Source organism: Microcoleus sp. M2_D5 (assembly GCF_036701935.1).
Classification (GTDB): domain Bacteria; phylum Cyanobacteriota; class Cyanobacteriia; order Cyanobacteriales; family Microcoleaceae; genus Microcoleus.
The window spans coordinates 35,750-59,580 of the sequence record NZ_JAUBRP010000005.1 but is presented as its reverse complement, the minus strand read 5'-3'; the positions used below and the strand labels follow the sequence as shown (position 1 = coordinate 59,580).

The 23,831-nt window shown below is 45.1% G+C and carries 15 protein-coding genes and 1 tRNA gene; 13 read left to right on the top strand and 3 right to left on the bottom strand.

Annotation, left to right across the window (positions count from 1 at the left end; all coding sequences use genetic code 11):
* Window positions 1-69: 69 nt before the first annotated feature.
* Window positions 70-1,392, top strand: a complete 1,323-nt coding sequence (locus QUA50_RS03445; RefSeq protein ID WP_333260139.1) for a four-carbon acid sugar kinase family protein — start codon at window positions 70-72, stop codon at window positions 1,390-1,392.
* Between the two features lie 46 nt (window positions 1,393-1,438).
* Here QUA50_RS03445 and QUA50_RS03440 read toward each other — a convergent pair whose 3' ends face one another.
* Entirely contained in the window at window positions 1,439-1,642 is a 204-nt protein-coding gene (locus QUA50_RS03440; protein WP_333260142.1) for a hypothetical protein, read from the bottom strand.
* A gap of 306 nt (window positions 1,643-1,948) precedes the next feature.
* Between QUA50_RS03440 and ldpA the strand changes: the two genes are divergently transcribed.
* The 9 genes from ldpA (at window position 1,949) to cheB (ending at window position 16,227) form a co-directional block, all read left to right on the top strand.
* Complete coding sequence (ldpA, locus tag QUA50_RS03435; RefSeq protein ID WP_333260145.1) at window positions 1,949-3,100, top strand: circadian clock protein LdpA; 1,152 nt, start codon at window positions 1,949-1,951, stop codon at window positions 3,098-3,100.
* Window positions 3,101-3,203: 103 nt separating this feature from the next.
* Window positions 3,204-4,970 (top strand): R3H domain-containing nucleic acid-binding protein, encoded by a 1,767-nt coding sequence (locus tag QUA50_RS03430; protein ID WP_333260149.1) that lies wholly within the window; start codon window positions 3,204-3,206, stop codon window positions 4,968-4,970.
* 389 nt (window positions 4,971-5,359) lie between these two features.
* Complete coding sequence (locus tag QUA50_RS03425; protein ID WP_333260151.1) at window positions 5,360-7,036, top strand: CheR family methyltransferase; 1,677 nt, start codon at window positions 5,360-5,362, stop codon at window positions 7,034-7,036.
* Window positions 7,037-7,039: 3 nt separating this feature from the next.
* Complete coding sequence (locus tag QUA50_RS03420) at window positions 7,040-8,170, top strand: chemotaxis protein CheW (protein ID WP_333260154.1); 1,131 nt, start codon at window positions 7,040-7,042, stop codon at window positions 8,168-8,170.
* Window positions 8,171-8,597: 427 nt separating this feature from the next.
* Window positions 8,598-10,058, top strand: coding sequence for a methyl-accepting chemotaxis protein (locus tag QUA50_RS03415; protein ID WP_333260157.1), 1,461 nt, complete (start codon window positions 8,598-8,600; stop codon window positions 10,056-10,058).
* Window positions 10,059-10,072: 14 nt separating this feature from the next.
* Entirely contained in the window at window positions 10,073-10,204 is a 132-nt protein-coding gene (locus tag QUA50_RS03410) for a hypothetical protein (protein WP_333298482.1), read from the top strand.
* Window positions 10,205-10,486: 282 nt separating this feature from the next.
* On the top strand, window positions 10,487-12,370 hold the full coding sequence (locus QUA50_RS03405; RefSeq protein ID WP_333260161.1) for a methyl-accepting chemotaxis protein: 1,884 nt from the start codon (window positions 10,487-10,489) through the stop codon (window positions 12,368-12,370).
* A gap of 112 nt (window positions 12,371-12,482) precedes the next feature.
* Window positions 12,483-14,978, top strand: a complete 2,496-nt coding sequence (locus tag QUA50_RS03400; RefSeq protein WP_333260262.1) for a hybrid sensor histidine kinase/response regulator — start codon at window positions 12,483-12,485, stop codon at window positions 14,976-14,978.
* A gap of 163 nt (window positions 14,979-15,141) precedes the next feature.
* Window positions 15,142-16,227, top strand: a complete 1,086-nt coding sequence (cheB, locus tag QUA50_RS03395; protein ID WP_333260164.1) for a chemotaxis-specific protein-glutamate methyltransferase CheB — start codon at window positions 15,142-15,144, stop codon at window positions 16,225-16,227.
* A 148-nt stretch (window positions 16,228-16,375) separates the two neighbouring features.
* Here the strand turns inward: cheB and QUA50_RS03390 are convergent, their stop codons facing one another.
* On the bottom strand, window positions 16,376-16,762 hold the full coding sequence (locus QUA50_RS03390; RefSeq protein WP_015175702.1) for a response regulator: 387 nt from the start codon (window positions 16,760-16,762) through the stop codon (window positions 16,376-16,378).
* Between the two features lie 741 nt (window positions 16,763-17,503).
* Here QUA50_RS03390 and QUA50_RS03385 point away from each other — a divergent pair.
* Together QUA50_RS03385 and QUA50_RS03380 are read left to right on the top strand one after the other, a co-directional pair.
* Complete coding sequence (locus tag QUA50_RS03385; RefSeq protein WP_333260166.1) at window positions 17,504-20,311, top strand: GAF domain-containing protein; 2,808 nt, start codon at window positions 17,504-17,506, stop codon at window positions 20,309-20,311.
* 101 nt (window positions 20,312-20,412) lie between these two features.
* A tRNA-Gln gene (locus tag QUA50_RS03380) sits at window positions 20,413-20,484 on the top strand.
* Window positions 20,485-21,048: 564 nt separating this feature from the next.
* On the opposite strand, the gene QUA50_RS03375 is transcribed toward QUA50_RS03380, so the two are convergent.
* The gene (locus QUA50_RS03375) at window positions 21,049-22,326 is read right to left on the bottom strand and encodes a serine hydrolase (protein WP_333260169.1); all 1,278 of its coding nucleotides are present in this window, start codon (window positions 22,324-22,326) and stop codon (window positions 21,049-21,051) included.
* Between the two features lie 179 nt (window positions 22,327-22,505).
* Between QUA50_RS03375 and QUA50_RS03370 the strand changes: the two genes are divergently transcribed.
* On the top strand, window positions 22,506-23,612 hold the full coding sequence (locus QUA50_RS03370) for an N-acetylmuramoyl-L-alanine amidase-like domain-containing protein (protein WP_333260173.1): 1,107 nt from the start codon (window positions 22,506-22,508) through the stop codon (window positions 23,610-23,612).
* Window positions 23,613-23,831 lie beyond the last annotated feature (219 nt).

The following is a 23,831-nucleotide window of genomic DNA, read 5'->3' as shown; positions in this document are numbered from 1 at the left end:
TGTAAATTTTTTGCTGTTACGTAACAGGTAAGGATATCTTGGAAAAGTGACGTTAACAACCAGGTCAGTATGTCTTCTGCCAAACCCAAGATTATAGTTCTCGACGACGATCCGACAGGTTCTCAAACCGTGCACAGTTGCTTGCTGCTGACACGTTGGGACGAAGACACCCTGCGTTTGGGGCTGCGGGACAAGTGTCCGATTTTCTTCATACTGACAAATACTCGATCGCTAACTCCCGAAAAAGCAGCCTCCGTCACCCGCGAAGTGTGCCAAAATTTAAAAAGGGCGATCGCCAGCGAAAAAATCGAAGACTTCCTAATAGTTAGCCGTTCCGATTCTACCCTGCGCGGTCACTATCCCATCGAAACCGACGCGATCGCCGAAGAACTCGGCCCCTTCGACGCCCATTTTCTAATTCCGGCCTTTTTTGAAGGAGGCCGAATTACCCGCCACAGCGTGCACTACCTAATAGTTAACAGCGTCCCGACACCAGTACACGAAACCGAATTTGCCAAAGATTCAGTCTTCGGCTACAGTCACAGTTACCTGCCCGACTATGTAGAAGAAAAAACCAAAGGTCGCATCCGGGCTGATGCAGTCGATCGCATTTTACTCGGAGACATTCGCTACGGAAGTTTAGATCGACTGATGGACATGACAGACAACCAATGTGCAGTTGTTGACGGCCAAAGCCAAGGCGATTTAGACACATTTGCCAAACACATTCTCAATGCAGTCAGTCAAGGCAAAAAGTTTTTATTCCGCAGCGCAGCGAGTATTTTAACATCCTTAGCTGACCTCGGCCCGCAGCCAGTAGCAGCCGACGAAATGGCAAAATATGTGAGGGATGGCAAACCCGGTGCAGTCATAGTTGGTTCCCACGTTAAGAAAACTACTGAACAATTGGAGCGCTTGTTAAAAGAACCCAATATAGTTAGCATTGAAATAGATGTATCTCACTTGTTAGAAGATTCACCTGAGTATCGCACCCAAATGCTCGATGAAATTCTCGAACAAGTCCGCACTTCTCATGCCGATGGTAAAACGCCTGTAATTTATACCAGCCGCAAGGAACTCGAATTTGAAAATGCGGAAATCCGGTTAAAATTTGGAGAGGCGGTTTCAGGTTTATTGATGGATATCGTGCGGGGACTGCCTGCCGATATCGGGTTTTTGATTAGCAAGGGCGGCATTACTTCTAATGATGTTTTGAGTACAGGTTTGTCGCTGAAAAGTGTCAGGCAAATCGGTCAAATTATCGCAGGTTGTTCGGTGGTAAAAACGGAGGCAGATCATCCTCTGTTTCCCAATTTACCTGTAGTTTTGTTTCCGGGAAATGTGGGGGATAGCCATGCTTTGGCTACGGTTTACAAGCGGCTGAGCAAGTAGTATAGCTCGTTGAATCTGAGATGTTGCACCATTCTCAATTACTTGTTTAGGAACAGGCTTTGGGGCCTGTGAAGCGAGAAAATTCACTTTTTGTGGAACAGGCCGAAAAGCCTGTTAAGCGAGAATGGTGCAAGATGTGAGTTGAATCGCAGATTAACGGAGATGAATGTAGCTTCAAGTCAGGGAGAATGTTCATCTGCGGTTGGTCGATGGGTTTCAAAGCTCGATCGAACTTTATGGCAACTGTCACTGCACGGCAACTTCAAAAAAAAATCTCTCGCCTACTTTTTCCTTGCCAAATCCACTCAAATAGGATATGATAGAGGGTCTGTCTGTAAGTCAAGCCGATCGCCAAAGTTGAACATCGCGTCATCCTAAGTCACTATCAAAAAAATTAGATTTCTCAAAAATAGTTACGTCAGAACTCTACATATAGGGCAAACAGCACCAGAGCTACTGCTATCAGTAGCGTTTCCAGCTTGTACCCGCCTAAATTTTAAAATTAAGTAGAAATTTGCACCTCGTAATTTTTAGCTGAAAGGATTAGCATATAAGGGTGAGAGAACATTATCATCCCCTAAACTCATTAAAAGATGGCCATTGGTTCAAGCTGATCTGTGGGGCGAGCTTTCAGCACCTACCGGCTGTACGGAATCTCACCTTGGCTTACACCTTAGCAGGCGCTGACTGTATCGATGTCGCGGCAGATCCCGCCGCCGTCGCCGCAGCGAAAGAAGCCCTACAAGTGGCCAGCGACTTACAGGCAAGAACTCACAACCGCAGGTTTGGCGGCAAAGGGTTGCCGTTGCTGATGGTGAGTTTAAACGATGGGGAAGACCCGCATTTTCGCAAAGCCGAATTCAACCCAGCCGATTGTCCGGCGGACTGCTGGCGGCCGTGCGAAAAAATATGTCCAGCCGAAGCAATAGTTTTTCAGAGTGCTGGCAGTGGTTTTTCCGGGGTGATAGACCAGCACTGCTATGGCTGCGGTCGCTGTCTGCCGATTTGTCCGAGCCAACTGATTTACACTCGTTCTTACGTGTCTGCTCCCGCCGCGATCGCACCTTTAATCTTGCAATCCGGTGCGGACGCCCTAGAAATCCACACGCAAGTAGGCAGAGAGGCAGATTTTGCGCGACTTTGGTCGAGCATAGCTCCCTGGGTCGCTCAACTCAAGGTAATAGCAATTAGTTGCCCCGATGGAGACGGTTTGATTGATTATTTGCGGACACTCTATCAAATAATTTCCCCCCTTCCTTGTCCCCTAATTTGGCAAACCGACGGTAGGCCAATGAGCGGAGATATCGGCACAGGAACTACTAGAGCCGCAGTCAAACTCGGTCAAAAAGTTTTGGCTGCCCAGTTGCCGGGATACGTGCAACTTGCAGGCGGCACTAATGCTCACACTGTCAGCAAGCTGAGAGCCGACGGACTGCTGTTGGATGGCGGGAAAAATTTGTCAGTTCCCCCTGTCCCATACATTGCAGGTGTAGCTTACGGCAGCTATGCCAGGGTTTTGCTATCGCCAATTTTAGAACAATTAGAAACAATGCAGACCGATCGAGCCTGTGCCGTTCCGGTGGCACTCGCGCGGCCAGCAGCCGGAGTTCAAACATCTCGGCTACCTCAGCTCGAAGCCGTCCCAGAACTTCTCTCACAGGCCGTGAGTTTAGCTTGTTCTCTAGTTTCCCAGCTCAAAGAATTTTAGTCATTGGGAATTGGGAATTGGGCATTGGGCATTGGTACTAATGACTAATGACTAATGACTAATGACTAAAAAGTTGAAAAAGTCACCGAACACATCGAGGCGAATGCAGATTACAGACGACCTCAACAGATTATTAGACATCGTGCCAGATGAGATCCGGCAGCCCTTAGAGCAGCACCCGCAGCGCAACAATCTCATTGAGATTGTCATGGATTTGGGCCGCCAACCAGAAGCTCGTTTTCCATCCTTGGCCGAACCTCTTTCCCAAACGCCGATTACCAAGGCACACCTCAACTATTGCATCGAGCGAGTCGGCCACTTCGGCGGCGACAACCGAGCCGGTATCGAGCAAACCCTGCACCGAATTAGCGCCATACGCAACCGCAGCGGCGAGATTATCGGCTTGACTTTGAGGGTGGGCCGCGCTGTGTTCGGGACGATCGGCATTATCCGCGATTTGGTGGAAACCGGTCAGTCAATTTTGATGCTCGGCCGCCCCGGTGTTGGCAAAACCACGGCCCTGCGCGAAATTGCCCGCGTGCTCGCCGATGACTTGGAAAAACGGGTGGTAATCATCGACACCTCCAACGAAATTGCCGGAGATGGAGATATTCCCCACCCAGCGATCGGCAGAGCTCGCAGAATGCAAGTTTCCCGCCCCGAACTCCAGCACCAAGTCATGATCGAAGCAGTGGAAAACCATATGCCGCAAGTGATCGTGATTGACGAAATCGGCACGGAACTCGAAGCTTTGGCGGCTCGGACGATCGCCGAAAGGGGCGTGCAGTTGGTCGGTACCGCCCACGGGAACCGGATCGAAAACTTGATGAAAAACCCGACTCTGGCAGATTTAATTGGGGGCATCCAAGCGGTGACGCTGGGAGATGACGAAGCAAGACGGCGCGGTTCTCAAAAGACGGTTTTGGAGCGCAAAGCACCGCCCACTTTTGAAATTGCCATCGAAATGCTGGAACGCCAGCGCTGGGTAATCCACGAGCGAGTTGCAGATTCGATCGACACTCTGCTGCGGGGACGCGAACCGAGCCAGCAAATCAGAAGCGTCAGCGAGACAGGAGAAGTAATTATCGAGCGCGAGTCAGCCGCTCCCCCCGCGCGGTTTCCGGGGATGGCCGCTTCCAGCAGCACGGCTGCGGTATCAGCAATCCGGCCCGTCACACCGCTCTCTGGCTGGCGGAGTGCTGGCAAAATGGTGCCGATGCCCGCTCCAGGCGAGAACTTCGCTCCTAAAAGCGCGCCGGTTTCTGAGACTCGGTATTTCGAGCAACTGCTCGAAGAATCCCTGTCCGTCGAGCCGGTACCTAAGCCCGGACGTTTTTCCCAGAATGTCGGCCCTAACGGCGAAGATTTGCCCCTCCACGTTTATCCTTACGGCATACCTCGTCACCAGCTCGAACAGGTGATTTCGACGCTGAACCTGCCGGTGCTGCTGACGAAGGATATTGAGAGTGCTGACGTGGTTTTGGCTTTGCGATCGAACGTTCGGAACCAGTCGAAATTGAGGCACTTGGCCAAAACTCGCCAAGTTCCCCTGCACACAATTAAGGCCGCCACTATTCCCCACGTAGCGAGAGCTTTGCGGCGCCTGTTGGACATGGATGACCCAGGTACCCCGGAAGTGGCAGACCTCGCCTTATTCGCCCGCAGCGGTTCTTCTGACGAGCTCGAAGCTCTCGAAGAAACCCGCTTGGCAGTCGAGCAAATTGTCATTCCCAAGGGACAGCCGGTGGAACTCCTGCCCCGTTCTCCCAACGTCCGCAAAATGCAGCACGAACTTGTGGAACACTATCACCTGAAATCCCACAGTTTTGGGGAAGAACCTAATCGCCGCCTGCGGATATATCCAGCTTAAAGTGGGAGATTAGTGCCTTTGAAGGCAGAAGGTGGAAGGCAGAAGGGATAATTTTTTCCTGGCTTCTGTCTTTGACCTTTTGCCTTTTTCCTTTAAGTAGCTGGCAAGTTTCTGATATGATATGGTGTGACACTGTTCTTGTTAATGCGATCGGCTAAATTCCCAATTTCTAATTCCAAATTCCCCAATTTCCAATTACCAATACTTCTACTGCACGAGCTTAAAACTTCCCCAATTCCCAATAGTTCGGCTACGCACTTCCCTTCGGCTCCCTGCGGCTTTGCGAACCGACGAGCCGCAGGCTAGCAGCTATGCTCAGCCCAAACTCAGCAGCAGCTCAGTAAAAGTTGCCACTTCCCAAATTATTAAATTAATCTACCTCAGTGGACATGAATGATTCCATAATTCAGCTATTTATAAACTTAATTACTGCGGAGATGGGTGTGCGAATTAGGTCTCAAGATCGAGCTGGTTTGTCTCACAAAATCATGAGTCGGATGAGAGAAAAAAAAATTGCAGACCCAGAAAAATATTATAAACTTTTAACAGCCAAAACTTTTGAAAGTAAAAATGAATGGGCAGAATTAGTATTGCTATTAACAACAACTGAAAGTTATTTTATGCGAGATAAAGGACAGTTCGCTCTGTTGAAAAGAGTAATTTTTCCTGAATTGATAGAGCAGAAAAGAAACTTGCACAAGACCTTGGGAATGCAGCCGACACTGCGAATCTGGAGTGCGGGCTGCTCCACTGGTGAAGAACCTTATTCTTTAGCGATTGTTTTAAAACAGTTGATTCCCGATTGGGAGCAATGGAAAATATTAATTTTAGGTACAGATATCAATGAAAAAGTCATCAAAAAAGCGCCCCAGGGAGTTTACAGTCATTGGTCGTTTCGCTTGGTTGACCAGCAGATACAAAAGCAGTATTTTCATCAGAGGCAAAATGATTGGGAAATTAATCTAGAATTGCGCGAAAGTGTCAACTTTAGCTGTTTAAATTTAATCACAGATGAGTTTCCTAATATTTACCAAAATCTTTATAACATAGACTTAATTTTATGTAGAAACGTTTTTGTGTATTTTGAACATAAGTATATTTCACTGGTACTGAAAAAATTTTCCAATACCCTGAAACCAGGAGGATATTTAATGACCGGTCATGCTGAAGTCTACGGTCAAATTATGAACGAGTTTGAAGCCAAGATTTTCCCGGAGTCGGTGGTGTATCAGCGTCGGAATGCAGTACCGGAGGAAGGGTGTCAAATAGAGTCTAGGGTTGCGACTGTAGGAGAAGCCAACTCGGCATTTCGGGAATTCCCGAAAGCAGATATTATGGGCGATGACAGTGGTGAGTTGCTAACAGGGGAAACTATGCCACCTCGTTTTACTACTAACAGCAATTTTCCAGAGATTGAGATGCCTCCGGTATTAAAAATAAGTAATCCGCTGGGGAATATGCTGCCATCTCGCTATCTGGAGGACGGCTGGCCGAACAATGCCGTGTCAGTTACAGAAAAAACAATAGCAGAAAATACTCAAAATCAAACGCATCAAATGCTAATTTTAGAGGCTAAAAAGTTATTTAAAAATCAAAATTATGCTGAGGCTATCAACAAGGCACAAGAGGCAATAGAGTTGCAGGGGCATAATTTTGAAGCTTATTTTTTAATCGCTAAAGTTCATGCAAATGCAGGCAATTATTCTCAGGCAATAGAATACTGTAATCGAGCTAGGAAAGTAGAACCTGGATCGGTATATACTGATTATTTACAAGCTCAAATTGCTGAAGAACAGGGGCAATTAGAAACAGCTAAAAAATTATTAAAGAGAACTATTTATATGTGTCCCTCTTTTGTTTCAGCTTATATAGAACTAGGGAATATATACCAGAAAGAAGGTCAAGTAAAAAGAGCTATTAAAATGTACAATTCATCTTGTGAAATCCTGAAAGCACTACCGCCAAACACTCCCATAGATTCACAGGGGAAAATGACAGCTAGTCAAGTGCTGATGAATGTTAAAAAAAGATTGTTAAAATTATACAGTAAAGAAACTGTAAGCTAAAATATGGAAACTAAACCGTATCTTATCTTTGAACAGAACGGTTTTCTCTGCGGTATAGAAGCCTGCTACGTTCGGGAAATTTTCTTTCTGCCGGAGTTGACAGCAATTGCAGAAGCACCTCAAGATATTGTTGGGGCGATCGACCTTCGGGGCGAAATTCTGCCCGTGATGGATCTGAATCTCCGTTTTGGATACGCTTGGCAAGGATATGCTGTGACAGATAGTACGATCGTCATCGAGTCGCAAGAATCGAAAATCGGTATAATTGTCAATCAAGTTCGCGAAGTTAAGGAACTCTCAGAAGAGGCCATCACTTCGCAGCTATCTTACGGGCGAGAGAATTCAAAAGCCTCTCATAATTTTGTAGCTGGACTTGCCCGCTGCGAAGCCGATATTATCATGCTGCTGAATCTCGATCGCTTAATTCGATATTCTCCCGAAAAGTCAGAGGAAAGCTGGTCTGTTTCTCCAAGCCATGCAGGTAGTGAAGCAGCAGCAGGTGAGGCCGAGACGGAAAATTCACACGGGCTAATAAGTGCAAAATTGTTAGGAAAAAATCCTCAAATTTTGAGCAACCGTCACGTTTTTTGCCCGCAGGCTACCCCCGAAGAAAAAGCAATTTTTCAATCGCGCGCTAATCATTTGAGGCGGCGAAACGAGGGAGAAAATGATGCTGCCACTAATATGTCCCTGGCGGTGTTTGTTTTGAATGGCGAATACTTTGGTATTCATTTAGATTTAGTTCGCGAATTTACTGATATCAACCAAGTAACTCCGGTTCCTTGCACTCCCGATCGCATAGTGGGAAATATAAATTTACGGGGAGAAATTGTGACGCTAATTGATATTCGCAGTGTTTTAAATATGTCTTTAAATATGTCGGAGACTGCAAACGATCTCTCTAAGGCGATCGTTGTTGAAGTGGCGGATTTAGTCGCTGGTATAGTTGTTGACGAAATATTAGATATTATATACTTAAATGTGTTGGAAATTGCGGCTGTTCCGGCAGCCCTGCATTCTGCCAACCGCGAATATCTACGGGGTACAGCTATTTACGGGGAAAAAATGATGGCTATTCTGAACTTGCAAAAACTGCTGACAAAAGGAGGAGTAGTTGTTGATGAAGAGGTTTGAATCCAGAACAGGACTGACGCAAAGCATCTCTATCATGAGTTCAGTGAAGCATCTGGCTTGATACTTCATTTCCTTCGCAATCCCGATCCAACGCAGAGCTCTGAACTGGTAACAAGCGGGACTTAGCATGAGAGAATTATCTTGAAATGCGTCCAGGACTAAAGAAGTTAGTTATACCACAATACGCTTGGGTTAAGCTCGATCGCCCCGGCGTCTAGGGCTGGCACTCTTGGCACCGCCCCTGCGAAGGGCGGAACAACAACTTATTCAAAGTCCTCGCAACGATGCGGGGGATGCTGCAAGGAATCTCTGAGGAATAAATAGTTTTAACCAAAGCGTATTCAGTTATACCAAATCTGCTTTTCAAGCCAGATTTGACGAAGCAATCTAATTCGTATATTCACGTGCTTAAATTAAGGATAAAAATATGTTTTCTAAGTTAATAAAATTAAATATTAGAAATAGAATGTTGCTGGCTTATGTAGCGCCTGCCACTATATACTTGGGTTTTCCCCTGCTAGTTTATACAACTACTAATCAGGTGTTGAATAATTTTGCAGAAGTAGAAAGGATAGAAAATGCGATCGCACATACAAATGATATGTCCGCAGGTGCTGAACAAATGGTAAGGGGGATGCGCGGGTATTTAATTAATAAAAATCCGCAGTTTTTAAATGATTTTAAGACAGGTGGAGAATTAGCTCGTGAGTCGGGTAATAGTGCGGGATTGAAGATAGAAAATCCTGAACAGAGGATGCGTTTAGAGAAGATGCTAGAACTCTGCAACGAATATTATGACGGTTCTAGCGAAATAGTTGCTTTATTACAAAAAAATAATAGAACTGCTGCTTTGGCTCTGTTTAATACCGGAAAACAGACCCAATTTGTGGATGAATTTGTGGAAATAAATAAGCAATTTCGCGACATAGAAGTAAAATCGATTAAGCAAGCTACAGCAAAAACGAAGCAATCTTTAGTTTTTTTAATCTCGGCATTGGTATTTGGTTCCGTGTTTTTATTGGTGTTAGGTGCGGTTATAGCTTGGCTGATTTCGTCAGGAATTGCTCAAACTATCGATCGCGCAATTAGCTCGATCGCCACTTCTTCCACTCAGATTGCAGCCACCGTGGAAGAACAGGAACGCATGGCAAGTCAGCAAGCAGCTTCAGTAAATCAAACTACTACTACAATGGACGAATTGGGAGCATCTTCCAGGGCGACATCACAGCAGATAGAAACAGCGGTAGTTCAAGCAATGCAAGCTTTGAATTTAGCTGGAGGTGGCACAAAAGCGGTAGAACAAACTTTAGAAGCAATGGCAACTCTGAAAACTAAAGTTCAGGATATCCAAGGACAAATTATAGAGTTGAGCGAACAAACAGATCGCATTGGTAATATCTCAACTGTAGTTAGCGATTTGGCCAATCAAACTAATATGCTAGCACTCAACGCTGCTGTTGAAGCAGTGCGGGCGGGAGAGCACGGCAAGGGGTTTGGCGTGGTGGCGTCAGAAATTCGCAAACTTGCCGATCGCAGTAAAAAGTCAGGAGCACAAATTAATCTATTAGTTGCTGATATTCAAAAGGCAATTAACTCAACAGTAATGGTGACAGACGAAGGAACTAAAACAGTGGAATCGGGCGTGAATATTGCCTCAGAAACCGCAGCGGCATTTGCAGGAGTTGCCAATGCCATTAACAATGTGGTTTTGAGCTCTCAGCAAATTTCGCTGAATGCCAAACAGCAATCGATCGCGATCGAACAGGTAGTGCAAGCTATGAACTCTCTCAATCAAGCCGCAGCCCAAACCGCTTGCGGTATCAGTCAAACTAAAGTCGGCACTCAAAAATTGAATGAAGCAGCTTTAGATTTGAAAGCAGTTTTGTAGGAGACAGGTGAATTATGAGTAGTTCCCAAAAAATGCCAAATATATCCTTAAGAATTAAATCAATTGCTTTGGCGATCGGCCTCGTTACAATTCCAGCGATATTAACGGGAGTAATAACTTCTTTCTGGGCAAATCAGAACCTATAGCAATCCTTGCAGGAGTCGTAAAAATTTTGCCCCACCCCAGCCCTCCCCGATGTCTTGCGGAGGGAGTAAGAAATTCACAAATGATGCGAGGATTGCTATAATCTCAATTCAGCAGTGTAGTTAGTTGTGATTTGTGAGTTATTATTTGGGAGTTGTTATTTTTTTATTTACTACCAATTTCCAATTCTTTATACTTCTGCTACGCGATCGTACAAGTTGCCCATTCCCAATACTTCTGCTACGCGATCGTGCAAGTTCCCAGCAACCAATTTCCAGTAACCAATGATGAACAAATTTTTCCAAAAAATGCAGCACCGACTGCTCCTACTCCTAATTTTAAGTACCTTGATTCCAGTATCTATTGTTGGTTGGTATGGAATTTCTTCTTCAACAGAAGCGCTACAAAAATTAGCATTAACAACCCTTAGTGACAGTGTTAATTCCACCGCCAATCAAATGATTAATAAATTGGAAAATCTGAGAGCCGATATTTTGTTTCTCCCCAAAACTCCCCCTGTTCAGGGAATGATTAGAGCTAAAGAAGGAAATGGAGTAGACAAAACAACTAATTCAACTTATAAAGATTGGGTTTATCGAATGCAACTCACCTTTTTAGCCATGATGGAAGCTAAGCCATATTATATGCAATTACGTTACATAGATAACAGCGGTAAGGAGATCGTGCGCGTAGATTCGGACGGCAAAAATATCCAAGTTATTCCAGATTCTCAACTACAAAATAAAGCAGACAGAGATTACTTTCTGGCAACTATGAAGCTAAAATCGGGAGAAGTCTATGTGTCTTCTTTAGAGCTGAATCAGGAAAATGGGAAAATAGAAATTCCTTACAAGCCAACAATTCGCTACGCAACTCCACTTTTTAATCCCAAAGGGGAAAGACAAGGTATTTTGATTAGCAATGCTCTGGGTAGCACTCTGATCGATATAGTTAAAAATTTTAATCCTGAATTATCAGACCAATCTTTTATCTTAAATCAAGATGGCTATTATCTGGCTCATCCCGATCCTAAAAAAGCATGGGGATTTGAACTCAAAACTAAGGAAAATGTCAAAAATGATTATTCAGGAGACATTGTTGCTAAAATACTCTCAGGTGGTCAGGGAAATATTGATAATAGGGAGCTAGTGATTAGCTATAATACAGTTTTCCCCAGCAAACAAAATACCAAAAACTTTTTAGTAATTGTGGATACTTCACCCAAAAAAATGTTATTTTATTCCATCGATTCTCTTCAAAAAATAGCAGCGACGATAGCTATTGTTTCCCTGGGTGTGGTGCTGGGATTTGGATGGTTTTTTCTGCAACAAATTGTTGCTCTCATTCGGGGGCTGATTTACCAAATTTCGTCATTTTCACTGCAAATAGAATCTAATATGAACAGGCAAGAGCAAATAGCAGATAGGCAATTTGTTTCGGTTAACCAAACAACTATAACTCTCGAAAATTTGGGCCGCTCTTCTCAGCAAACAGCCGAGCAAGCTGAGTCTGTTGCCGTTGCTGCTCGCCAAGCTTTAAATCTAGCAGAAGAAGGTACTAAAAAGGTAGATCAAACTCTCAATCAAATGCTGAATCTTAGAGAAGCTGTGGTGGCAATTTCTAAGCAAAATCATCGACTAGACGACAGCACGAGTCAGATTGGCAATATATCGACTCTCGCAAGTTTGGTTAGCGATTTAGCCAGCCAAACTAATATGCTGGCTCTCAACGCCGCTGTTGAAGCAGTCAGAGCCGGCGAGTACGGTAAAGGTTTTGCGGTGGTAGCAAGCGAAATTCGTAAGTTAGCAGATGAAAGCCAACAAGCAGCACAGAAGATTAATGGTATTGTTCCAGAAATTAAGGGTGCGATCGACTCCACGGTGAAAGCAACTGAAGATAGTCGCAAAACGGTTGCAGAAGGGGTAAAAACAGCACAAGATACGGCAGAAGCTTTTATTGGTGTGAGGGAAGCTTGCAATCTGGTGTTTGCTAGCAACCAGCAAATTTCATTTAATGTGAAACAGCAGGCGATCGCGATTCAGCAAGTAGGTGATGCGATGAGCTCTATGAAGGAATCTGCCTCTCAAACAGTCAGCGGCATTACTCAAGTTAAAATCGGTACTCAACAACTGACAGAAGCTGCATTTAATCTTAAAGAAGTCGTGTAGTCATTAGTCATTATTCATTAATCATTAGCAATCGACTGAGTATTCAACATAATTATCAGTACCAATTACCCATGAGCAATGCTCAATTACTTATTACTAAAAAACATATATGATGATTGAAGATGAAGAACTTCGAGATGTATTTAAAGTTGCTAGTCAAGAACACTTACAAAAACTAGACGACGGATTGCTGTACTTAGAACAACATCCAAGCGACTTAGCTAAGTTAGAACAATTGTTGCGCGAAACCCATTCTCTTAAAGGTGATGCTGGGATGCTAGGCGTAAAAAATGTAGCATCTTTAGCTCATCAAATGGAGCATATTTTGGGATCTGTCAAGCGGGGAGAAACTCAACTGAATTCGGATATTAGCGATCGACTTTCGCAAGGTTTAGACGCCATGCGGAAACTCGTTAACGAAGCCGTTACCGGCGAAGATTCCGGCATTAATACTTTTTACATTCTCGCTAGCATGATGGGTGCTTCTAGTCAGCCACAGCCACAGGCTGCTGCCTCAATATTAGAGCCCTCATCTTCACAAGTACCAGAACAACCGTTGGTAGAAATGCAATTTACTGAGCGTTCTACCAAAGAACTAGAAACAAATGTTGAAACTTCAGAAGTTATTAACTTAGAGAAAAATTCCTCTTTTTTACCCCTACAATCCCAGCCAGAATTTCTACTGCAAGCTCAAAACTTACCTGCACCTTCTGGGCCCGCCACTGCGTCGGCTTCGCAGTCGGCAGTTACTGCATCCTCTACCTCATCTTACCGCATTGAAACCATTCGCGTTGCAACTAAAAACTTAGACGATTTAATGACTCAAGCAGGGGAACTTACTGTCACAAAAACTAGGTTAGGACACCGAGTTGCAGAGATCGAACAAATTACCACTTTGTGGGAAGAGTGGAGCAGAGAATATTTTGTAACGAGCTTGACTTTCGATCGGATGCAAATAGATGAAAACGGTATTAAAGCCAACGGCAAATTTAGCCAACTGCAGGATTACTATCAACGTACAGAAGAACGTTTAGAACGTCTCGGAACTTTAGTAAACTGCTTGAGAAATCGAGTTTATGAAGATACTGCCAGACTCGAATTAATCGCTGAGGCATTAGAATCAGGAATTCGCACTCTAAGACTGTTGCCTTTGTCTACTATTTTTAATTTATTTCCTCGAACTGTTCGAGATTTAGCAAAACGGGAAGGTAAAGAAGTTGCCTTAGTGATTGAAGGAGGGGAAACTACAGCAGATAAACGCATTTTAGAGGAAATGAAAGACCCTTTAATGCACATGATTAGAAATGCGATCGACCACGGCATTGAAACTGTTGAGGAGCGTAAAAAACTAGGTAAACCTCCCGTGGCTACTCTCCGAATTAAAGGCTATAATATGGCTAGCAATATTATTATTGAAGTGGCTGATGATGGTCGGGGACTAAATTTAGATAGCATTAAACAAACGGCGCTAAAACGTAATATTTGTACGCTTGAACAACTGGCAGAAATGACCGAAAATCAAGTAGAATCTTTAATTTTTACTCCTGGTTTTTCGACCAAAAAATTTGTTGCCGAAGTGTCGGGGCGCGGGGTCGGATTGGATGTAGTTCGCACTAATGTTGAAGCCCTAAAAGGTAGTATTCAAGTAGAGTCTTTACCAGGAAAAGGATGCACTTTGAGGCTGCAAATCAGCACGTCGTTAGCTACAGCAAATGTATTAATTGTCATAGTTGAAGACATTCCTTATGCTCTGCCAGTCGAGTTTGTAGACACGGCACAACTGGTGTCTCAGTCTGAGATATTTGCTATAGAAGGTAAGGAAACTATACTTTCAAAGGGTCAGCCTTTGTCAGTTGCTCATCTGACAGACTTACTCGAATTAAACAATAAAAAACTGTCGCCAAAAAATCGGTATTTGAGACAGGAAACCGGGAGAGAAAATTTGACAAAAAATAAAAACTACTTCCGAAATTCAAGTTCTTCAAAAATGCCTTGTATTGTTTTGAAAGTTGGGGAGGAAAGATTGGGATTATTTGTAGATGCTTTGATAGACGAACAGGATGTGGTGATGAAACCTCAAAGTCAATTGCTGAAACGGGTGCGAAATGTTTCGGGTGCCACAATTCTCGGTACTGGGGAAGTTTGTATGGTACTCAATCCCCACGATTTGATAAAATCTGTACGCCAGCAAGTTTCGTCTCGTGGGGTTGGGAGTGCGCGATCGCAACTTGAGACTGCCAGCAGAAAACAAGTTATACTATTAGCAGAAGACTCGATCGCCACGCGCACTCAAGAAAAGCGCATACTGGAAGCTGCAGGTTACGAAGTTGTGACTGCGGTAGACGGATTGGATGCTTTCCATAAATTGAAAACTCGCGATTTTGATGCTGTGATTTCTGACATACAAATGCCAAATTTAGACGGTTTGGCCCTGACTGTTAAGATTCGCGAGCAAAAAGAATACAGTGAGTTACCGATAATTTTAGTGACATCTTTGGCATCGGATGAAGATAAAAAAAGAGGTGCTGATGCGGGGGCCAATGCTTATATTCCTAAAGGTACTTTCAATCAAGATGTGCTGGTAGAGACACTAAAAAGGTTAGTTTAGTCATGAGTCATGAGTCATGACTCATGACTCATTAGTTATTAGCTATTTGTTATTTACTACCAATTAGCAAGGCTCAATGCCCTGTGTCTAGTGAAAAATTCCCCGTGCATGGATGCCGAATTTATCATTTCCCATTCCCCATTCCCCATTTTCGAGCAAACTGATGTTGTTGCCCATTAAACTATTGTTAGTTGAAGATTCTCCAGTAGTTACCATCGTCCTCAAACGAATTTTTGAGTCTTCGCCAGACATCCAAGTTGTAGGAACCGCTTGCAACGGATTAGAAGGACTAGAATTAATCCCTAAACTTCAGCCCCAAGTAATCTGTACGGATTTGAACATGGCATCAATGAACGGGTTAGAATTTACGGAAGAAGTAATGAAGAAATATCCGCTACCAATTTTAGTAATTAGTGCTTCAGTGCAAGCGAATGATACTCAGAATGTATTTCAAGTGTTAAAGGCTGGTGCATTGGATGTTTTTCCGAAACCGATTGGCGGGTTGGTATCTGATTACGATCGCCTAGCTAATCAATTAATAGCTAAGGTGAAAATACTCTCAGGAGTTAAAGTATTTACACGGCATCCCAAAAAAATGCCGACAGAAGATAATAATCCAATTGTAAAACTCAAACAAGCACCAGTTCCTAATTACAAATTTTTTAACGAAAATGTTAAATCTTCAACTATTAAAGTATTAGCGATAGGGGCTTCGACAGGGGGGCCGCAAGCACTGTACGCGATTATTTCTCAACTTCCGGCTAGTTTTCCAGTGCCTATAATTTGTGTCCAGCACATCAGTGAAGGTTTTTTGCAAGGATTAGTTGATTGGCTGGGTTATGAATCTAAACTGCCTGTTAAGATAGCTGCTTTTGGGGAATTGCCACAAGCAGGGACTGTGTATTTCCCGCCCGAAAAACGTCATCTAGAATTGGATTCTCAAGGGCGATTTGTTTATTCAGAAGCTGCTCATGCTGCGGGACACTGCCCTTCTGTAACGGTGACATTTAAGTCGGTAGCTAATTTTTATAGTCGGGCAGCAGCGGGGGTTTTGCTGACAGGAATGGGTAGAGATGGTGCTGACGGAATGTTGGCTATCGCCAGAGAAGGGGGGTTGACAATCGCCCAAGACGAGGCTAGCTGCATTGTCTTCGGAATGCCCAAGGAGGCGATCGCCCTCGGTGCCGCCCAATATGTTCTACCTGTCAGCGCGATCGCTCCCCTACTCTTGGCTAAATTAAAAATTTAGGACTTACCTCGCAAATAGTGCAGAAGGGCCCGCCCCCCGACTTGTTAAAGAAGTCGAGGATCGGAGAGCGCGATCGCAACTTTTTAGTTCATTAATTACTCAAATTACTTCATTAATTACTCAAAACTGATTTTTTTCCTAAGTCCGATTATTTGATTTTGATAAACTTACCAATTACCTCGCGCAACTTATCAGCATCAAACGGCTTAGTTAAATACTCTGTTGCTCCCGCCAAACGCCCCTGTACCTTATCAAATGCTCCATCTCGCGCTGTCAGCATTACGATCGGCAAATTCTGAAACTGAGGTAAGCTCCGCACCGTGCGGCAGAGTTCCAATCCGTCAATACCAGGCATTGAAACATCGAGCAACAAAACCGAAATTTGTTCGTGATAAATCGTTGACAAAGCATCCACTGCATTGTCGGTTACAAGAACTCGAAACTCTTTACTTAATGCCTGTTTAACAAGTCCTTGCATCACGACGCTATCATCAACGGCCAAAATAGTTGGTACTTGACTGCTACTTGCAGACATATTCTTCTCCCTGTTTATTTATAGTTCTTGAAAATACAAAACATACTTCCTGCAGTTATTTTTTGAGAGTTGCCTCTACGCAATAATTGTCAACCCCGTTGGAGCGTTAGTCGAAACTTTACCCCTGTTTTTTTACCTCAAACTCTAAAAAAGCGATTGGGAGAGTTGTCGATCGGCAATTACAACAGTTGCAAAATGTGCATCCGGGCCCATAAACCCTATAAGGTCGAGTTTGAACAACTATTGTTACAAAGTTTAACATCTTACCAATCTTTTGTAATTCATCTCCTAACTGTAGTTGAACACCCGGCTAAGGCACAGCTCGGTAAAGGACACTGGTATTGTGGCACAAACCCCTGATTTAAATCTACCAGCAAGCCAGCTACCCACGATTAGAGAAGTCTGTTAAAATACAATTAAACTGATAAAAAAAATCTAGGTAAGCAATAGTCATATATTTTGGAAAGCTGCTTCCTCCCAACAGAGGCTCTGAGATTTAGAGAGCCGGAGGTATTCAAAAGCATAGTCAACTGGAAGTATAATTTATATAGTCTTATATCTGGGGTGCTCTAACTCCCATAACTCAAAATTTTCCAGATCGGTCAAGAGGTTAGTCTGAATTCGGCGCAAGCAGCCTGCGCTGAAGTTGCGCCCACAGTCTCCCATCACACAATTCATAGCTTGTTTTTCAAGGGAAGTATTGAGAAGGGCGGTTGCCAGCAACTAGACGAGCAGTTACACATGATGAAAGCACCCTTGCCTCTTGGTAAAAAAGTGTTCAAGCTCCATAACATTGATTTGTATCAGCTTCTCGGCTCCGATCCAGAGGCTTGCTTGGATAATTTGGTCGGTTTGGCAGCTCAGATGGGCCGAACTCCTATTGCTTTCTTGAGCTTGATTGACGGTAATCGCCACTGGTTGAAGTCGCAGTTAGGTATCGATCGAACTTTGACCCAACGTTACCTGAATTTTTGCGCTCGCGCCCTAGACCCAACTCCCGAATACTTCGCCCAGAGTTCAAACTCAAAGTCGGAATTTGACCGGGCCATTTCCCTGCAACAACCGCCAGTTGCTTCCGAATTTGCGATCGAACTTCCTATAAATTCCTTTAAAGAACTGCCTGCAGCCATTGTTAGAGACGCTTCCACAGATGTGAGATTTGCCGAGCATCCGCTGACGGTTTCCTACCCCTTCGTGAAATTTTACGCCGGAATCCCAGTTGTCAGCTCTGATGGGCAGATGCTGGGAGTGCTATCCGTCATGGACTCGGTGCCGCGAGACTTGACAAAAGAAACGATAGAAGCTCTGCAAGCTTTGAGTCGGCAAGTTGCGAGTTTGGTGGAGCTGCGCTGGCAATTAGTCAAAGCCCAGAAACAGTTGCCAGAGGTAGAAGATATCACCTCAGACAGCCCGCCAATCTCGGAGTTAGTTCCTGACTCGAACGGATCGAGCTTGTCTGCGGTACCTACGCCACAGAGTAGCAGGACAATATACGGCACAAACAAGCTCGCGACGCAGGGGGAAACAGACAAATCTCAATATGTGCCGGAAGCTTCAGCGGACATCGGGCGCGCGGACGATACCCAACAAATCCGAGAAATCGTTGCCGGCCCGGGCGACACATCCGATCGCCAACTGACGGCAGCGTCCCTACAAGAGCTCGCGCGCTTGGGAGCTCTGCAAGCTAAAGTCGGTGCAGCCCTCGGACAAGGCGGCAAAATATCGCCCATCCTCAACCGCTGCACCGAGGCAATGGTAGATTACCTCGACGCCAAAGAGGCGAGCATCTGGACGTTCAACCCCCAGACAGAGCAGTTAGAATTGCAGGCCGATTCAGGGATCACCACCGAAGGGTGGGAACGGGAAATAGAAGATTGGGTGCGAGCAGAACCGGGAAAACTCCAAACGGCTCCTGTATGCCTAATGTCGAACCCGTCTCTCTGCGCCATTGCCTATCCGCTGATAGTGGAGGAGCGGCTGGTGGGAGTGATGGCTCTGTGCAGTAGCGCTTTGGCAAGCGAGGGAGCGCTAGAAGTTCTGGGTTGCATTGCTAACGCCATCGCCGTCGCGATCGATCGCATCACGGCCCGAGAAGAATTGTTGAGCCGCCGGGAAGGCCTGCTCTTCGGCCTCGCCAGCCAGATGCGGAATTCCCTAGACCTCGACAAAATTTTAGATACGGCTGTCAACGAAATTCGCAGCTTGTTGCAGGTTGACCAGTGCTACTTTTTGTGGTACTCTATCTCGCGAGACGGCCAACCCAGCTTTGCAATTACCCACGAGGCGGCAAATCCCGAACTCAAAGAGCGGCTCACAGAATACCCGATCGAACAAGTAACGCTGCTGGCCGAGAAAATTTGCCACCGCCAAACGCTCCGGATCGGCGACGCTGCAACAGCACTGTGCATCGAACCGCCAACGCGAGCTTTTTTGAGAAGTATCGGGATTGTTTCTAACCTGCTGCTGCCGCTCAAGACTCACTCGGGTCAAATGGGTGCTGTAGTTTGCAACCATTACAGCAGCCACCGTTCCTGGGCGACGAGCGAAGTGGAATTGCTGCAAGCGGTGGTGGATCAACTGGCGATCGCGATCGACCAAGCCGAACTCTACGCCCAAACCCGCGCTGCCGCCTTAGCCGCCCAAACTCAAGCCCGCCAACTGACGGAAACTTTGCAGCAGTTGCAGCAGAAAGAAGCTCAGCTCATCCAAAACGAAAAAATGTCCTCTCTCGGTCAAATGGTCGCCGGCGTCGCCCATGAAATTAACAATCCGGTTAATTTTATTTACGGCAACTTGACTTATTGCAAGCAGTACATGAAAAATCTGCTGGATTTACTGCACTTGTATCAAAAGCACTACCCCGACCCTTGTCCCGAAATTCTCGACAAAAGCGAAGAAATCGATGTTGAGTTCATAGTGCCGGATTTGCTAAAAATTCTGTCTTCCATAGAGATGGGAACTGAACGCATCCGCCAAATTGTCCTGTCTCTGCGGAACTTCGCGCGGCACGACGAAGCAGAGATGAAGCCGGTGGACATTCACCAAGGGATTGACAGCACGCTGCTGATTTTGCAGAGCCGCTTGAAGTCAAACGGGCTAGTGCCGGGAATTGAGGTAATTAAAGACTACGGCGACTTGCCGAAGGTAGAGTGCTATCCCGGACAGCTCAACCAAGTATTTATGAATATTTTGGCAAATGCGATCGACTCTTTGGAAAATCAGCCTCCACCCAAGACGATCAAAATCTCGACGGCGGTGGTGAACCCAGACTCGGAGGCTGATGAGTCAGGAAAGTCGAGGGGTCAAGTTGTGGTGATTCGGATTCAAGACAGCGGGCCCGGATTGCCCGAAAAAGCTAAATGCCACTTGTTTGACCCTTTCTTTACCACTAAACCTGTAGGCAAGGGTACGGGGCTCGGCTTGTCTATCAGCTACCAAATAGTGGTGGAAAAACACGGAGGAAGTTTGAAGTGTATCTCCGAACCTGGACAGGGAGCGGATTTCAGGATTGAAATCCCGGTAGCTCGCCCCCCTGCGCTCAAAGAATAAACCTGCGGGCGATCGGTTCCAAAAACATTTTTTAAATTTTATTGTCAAAATGCTTGACAGATTGCGGTGTTTGAATGTTAAGATAGTGAAGGTTAAGACGTTGGGGCGTCGCCAAGTGGTAAGGCAGCGGGTTTTGGTCCCGCCATTCAGAGGTTCGAATCCTTTCGCCCCAGTTAAATTCTGTCCGGTCAATCAATTGTTTAACTGATTGTTTATATTCTGACCAAGGGCGGGTTTTTGAGATTGGAGATTGTTGGCAGATATTTTTCGTGAGGGGAGCCCCTACCCTATTAGGGGTAATCGACCGGAAATAATATCATAGGATATCAGAAACCGGGTTGATTCCTGCGGGTTTTACCTAAAATCCTAGATGTGTGGTCAAGAAATTGGTTTTTTTGGTTGCCAGTTCCCATTTTTCGCAGAAACCGTTGTTTGTGCGTAAGAGCACTTCTGACTGCGCCGGAATTGTATAGCAGAAGGAAGAAGGAAGAAGGAATAAAATCAATCGTTTCACCCATTCACAACGTCCTAACCGTCTTGACGGTTGCTATAAAATCGAGTTAACATTCAACACTCATATCAAATCCGGTTGCATTGCAATGATTAAACCGCTGTTGACGCCGAGAATACAGAGGAAGAGAACAGAGAGATGAATAATTCCGATGCTACCGGATTTGAGATCAACCATCATTCAGTTTTTCGACTAACAGTCAACACTCAACAGGCCCTACTCCATATCACTGCAAAGTGCTGGGCCCACGAGCATTTAGCCGATCGAAAACGTATCGGGAAATGGCCGGAAATGTTGTTTCGTCCTTGGCATAAGCCGGATCGTCTGCGAAAACAACTAAGATATAAATCGCGCGATCGTCTAAAGTTCTGATAAAGGCCGCTTCGCTGCGGGATTTGGAAGTATAGCCAACTTTGGAACCAAAATAAATATTAGTTGGTAAAGATTCGCCGAGAAATCCTTTTATCGAATTGCTAGGGTCATTTTTCCATGCCTTGGGGTCTAAGTCTCTAGTCAGCAAGTAAGCCATTTTGCGGCTGGCGACGCTGGAAACGGCTTGCCTAGTATAGATTTCATATATTAATCTCGCCGCTTGGTCCGTAGTTACTTGATTGCGAATCGGCACAGAAGCATCGCCCCGCAATTGCAAGTCACGACCGATTGGCCCTTCTTGTCTTAAATAGTATATGGGATAATTTTTGGTGCTTATACGAAGATCGTTGTAGCCGGCAGACTGGAAAAATGTGTTAATTTGAGTGCGCTTTTTCAGCCAGGTTTGCAACTCTTCTCCTGCGAGCCTGCCGCCGGATTTTGTATCTGTGATTTTGTCTAAAATTCGGCTGGCTGCATCGTTGTTGGAGACGCGAATCATTTGTTCTAGGTCGTTTTTAAAGGCAGATTCTCTTTGCGTAATGATCCCTTTTTCTATGGCCGAGTAAAACGCTGCCATCCAAAATAACTTGGCAACGCTAGCGGGAAATCTGAGAGTTTGATTTTGATATCCGGCAAAGGTGTGACTTTTGGAATTGCTGACATCAAATAAGGTAATTGATAGCCGTTCTGCGGGCATTCCTTTGGTGGTTGCAATCTTCACAGCTTCATCAACAATCCCTTGCAATTCTTGAGAGTAAACTGGATTGGGAGGTGTTTTTATGTTGTAGCTAAAGGTAGGCTCGCTTTGACGATAGGCTAAATTTTCCGATGGTTCAATTGTCGGAGGCGAGAGTGTTTCTTGAGGCGAGACGGGCTGTTGAGCCAAGATGACTGGCGGTTCTGGGGCGCGGCGAATTCTGAACGGTATTGTGACAATCCAACCGATTGCGATCGCCCCGGCAATTAAACACAGAATGTTACGGTATTTTAAGCGAGCAAATTTCGTCCTGACTCGGCGACGGGATTGGACAGGAGGCTGGCTGCTTTGGCGTCGCGGCCCGACTGGGCCTCGCGGATCGATTGAGCGTCGGGGGGGAATTGGGCGTGGGCGGCGTCGGCGTTCTACTTGCATTACAGTTTTGTGCTATCAAACTCGCACGATCAGTTTATAATAGGGCGGCATCTAAATGACAAGTGTATCGCTCTAGTCCGCTGTTGCCAATTTTATCTGTCTACCAGGCTGATTGAGAATTCTAGTAATTGTAAAATTTTCAGGATAGCACTGAGTTGAAGCAAAATCCTTGGAAAAACATGAAAAATTTTTGGAGTCTGGCTGTTTTGGGATTTGCGATCGCCAGCGTGAATAATGTTGTGATACCTGATGTTTGGGCATTTCAGTCTCAATCTGCTAGGGGATATGTTGTCGATCGACAGACAGCAGGACAGGGAACAGATGTAGCGTTTTCCTTGACGCGAGAAAGCGAGAATCTGGAAGTAACAAACAAGCAAACTGTTTCCAGTTTCCCGAGTCAGTTTTGGGACTTCAACAATTTAGCAGAAATTTCCTATTCCGAATTGCTGAATGTGCTGGCGAGACGATCGGACTCCAATAATACCGAGAGAGAAACCGTTGCACAGCCTGAAGACATAGCACGTTTTGAACAGGTTGTACAGTATGCAAAACAACAAAATTTGCACGATCGCTCGATCGGAGAAATCGTCCAGGCGATCGCCGATAACTTCCTAGGGAAGCCCTACGCCGCTGGCTTGCTGGACAAATCCGGCGAAGAAAAGTTGATCGTAACTTTGAATAAATTTGATTGCGTTTTATTTGTAGAAACCGTTTTGGCGATCGCCAGGGGCGTAGCAGTACAAGATTACAACTATCAAAATTTTGTAAATCGCATAGAAGAACAGCGCTATTTAAACGGTAAAATGAACGGTTATTGCAGCCGATTGCACTATTTTTCCGAATGGATTAACGACAATCAAAAACGGCAAACTGTGGAAAATATTACCGCTGAATTAGGCGGAGTGCCCATGAATAAAACACTAAATTTCATGAGTCAGCACCGCAGCAGTTACCCGCAAATGCTCAAAGACGAAGCAACTTATCAGTGCATAGTCAGCCAAGAAGCAGACTTAGCCAAAACTACTGTTAATTACATCCCCACAAATCGCATAAAAAGTGTTTATTCTCAGTTAAAACCAGGGGATATTGTAGCGGTAGCCACGGATGTTAAAGGATTGGATGTCACCCACACAGGTTTAGTCTACCGCAATCCTGACGGCAATATGGGTTTAATTCACGCTTCGCCGGCTGGGGAAGTGACAGTTGCTTACGACTTGCAGAGATATATTAGCAGAGTCGAAAGTGCGATCGGCATTGTAGTCGCTAGGGCGAAAACCCCTAATTAAATTAGTTTGTACTCCGAGGGTGCATCAGCTTGCATTATTTTAGCTGAAAATTTAAAACTTCTGTGCTGACGCACGCTACAAACTAAAGAAACCGGGTTTTTTGCCTTCTTTGCGGGTGGCCACCCGTCTTTTTGTAAAAAACCCGGTTTCGGGGCCCCCATGCGTAAGGATCGCGAATTAAATAACTTATAATTTTAATTGTTATTGTGGGATGGGCGT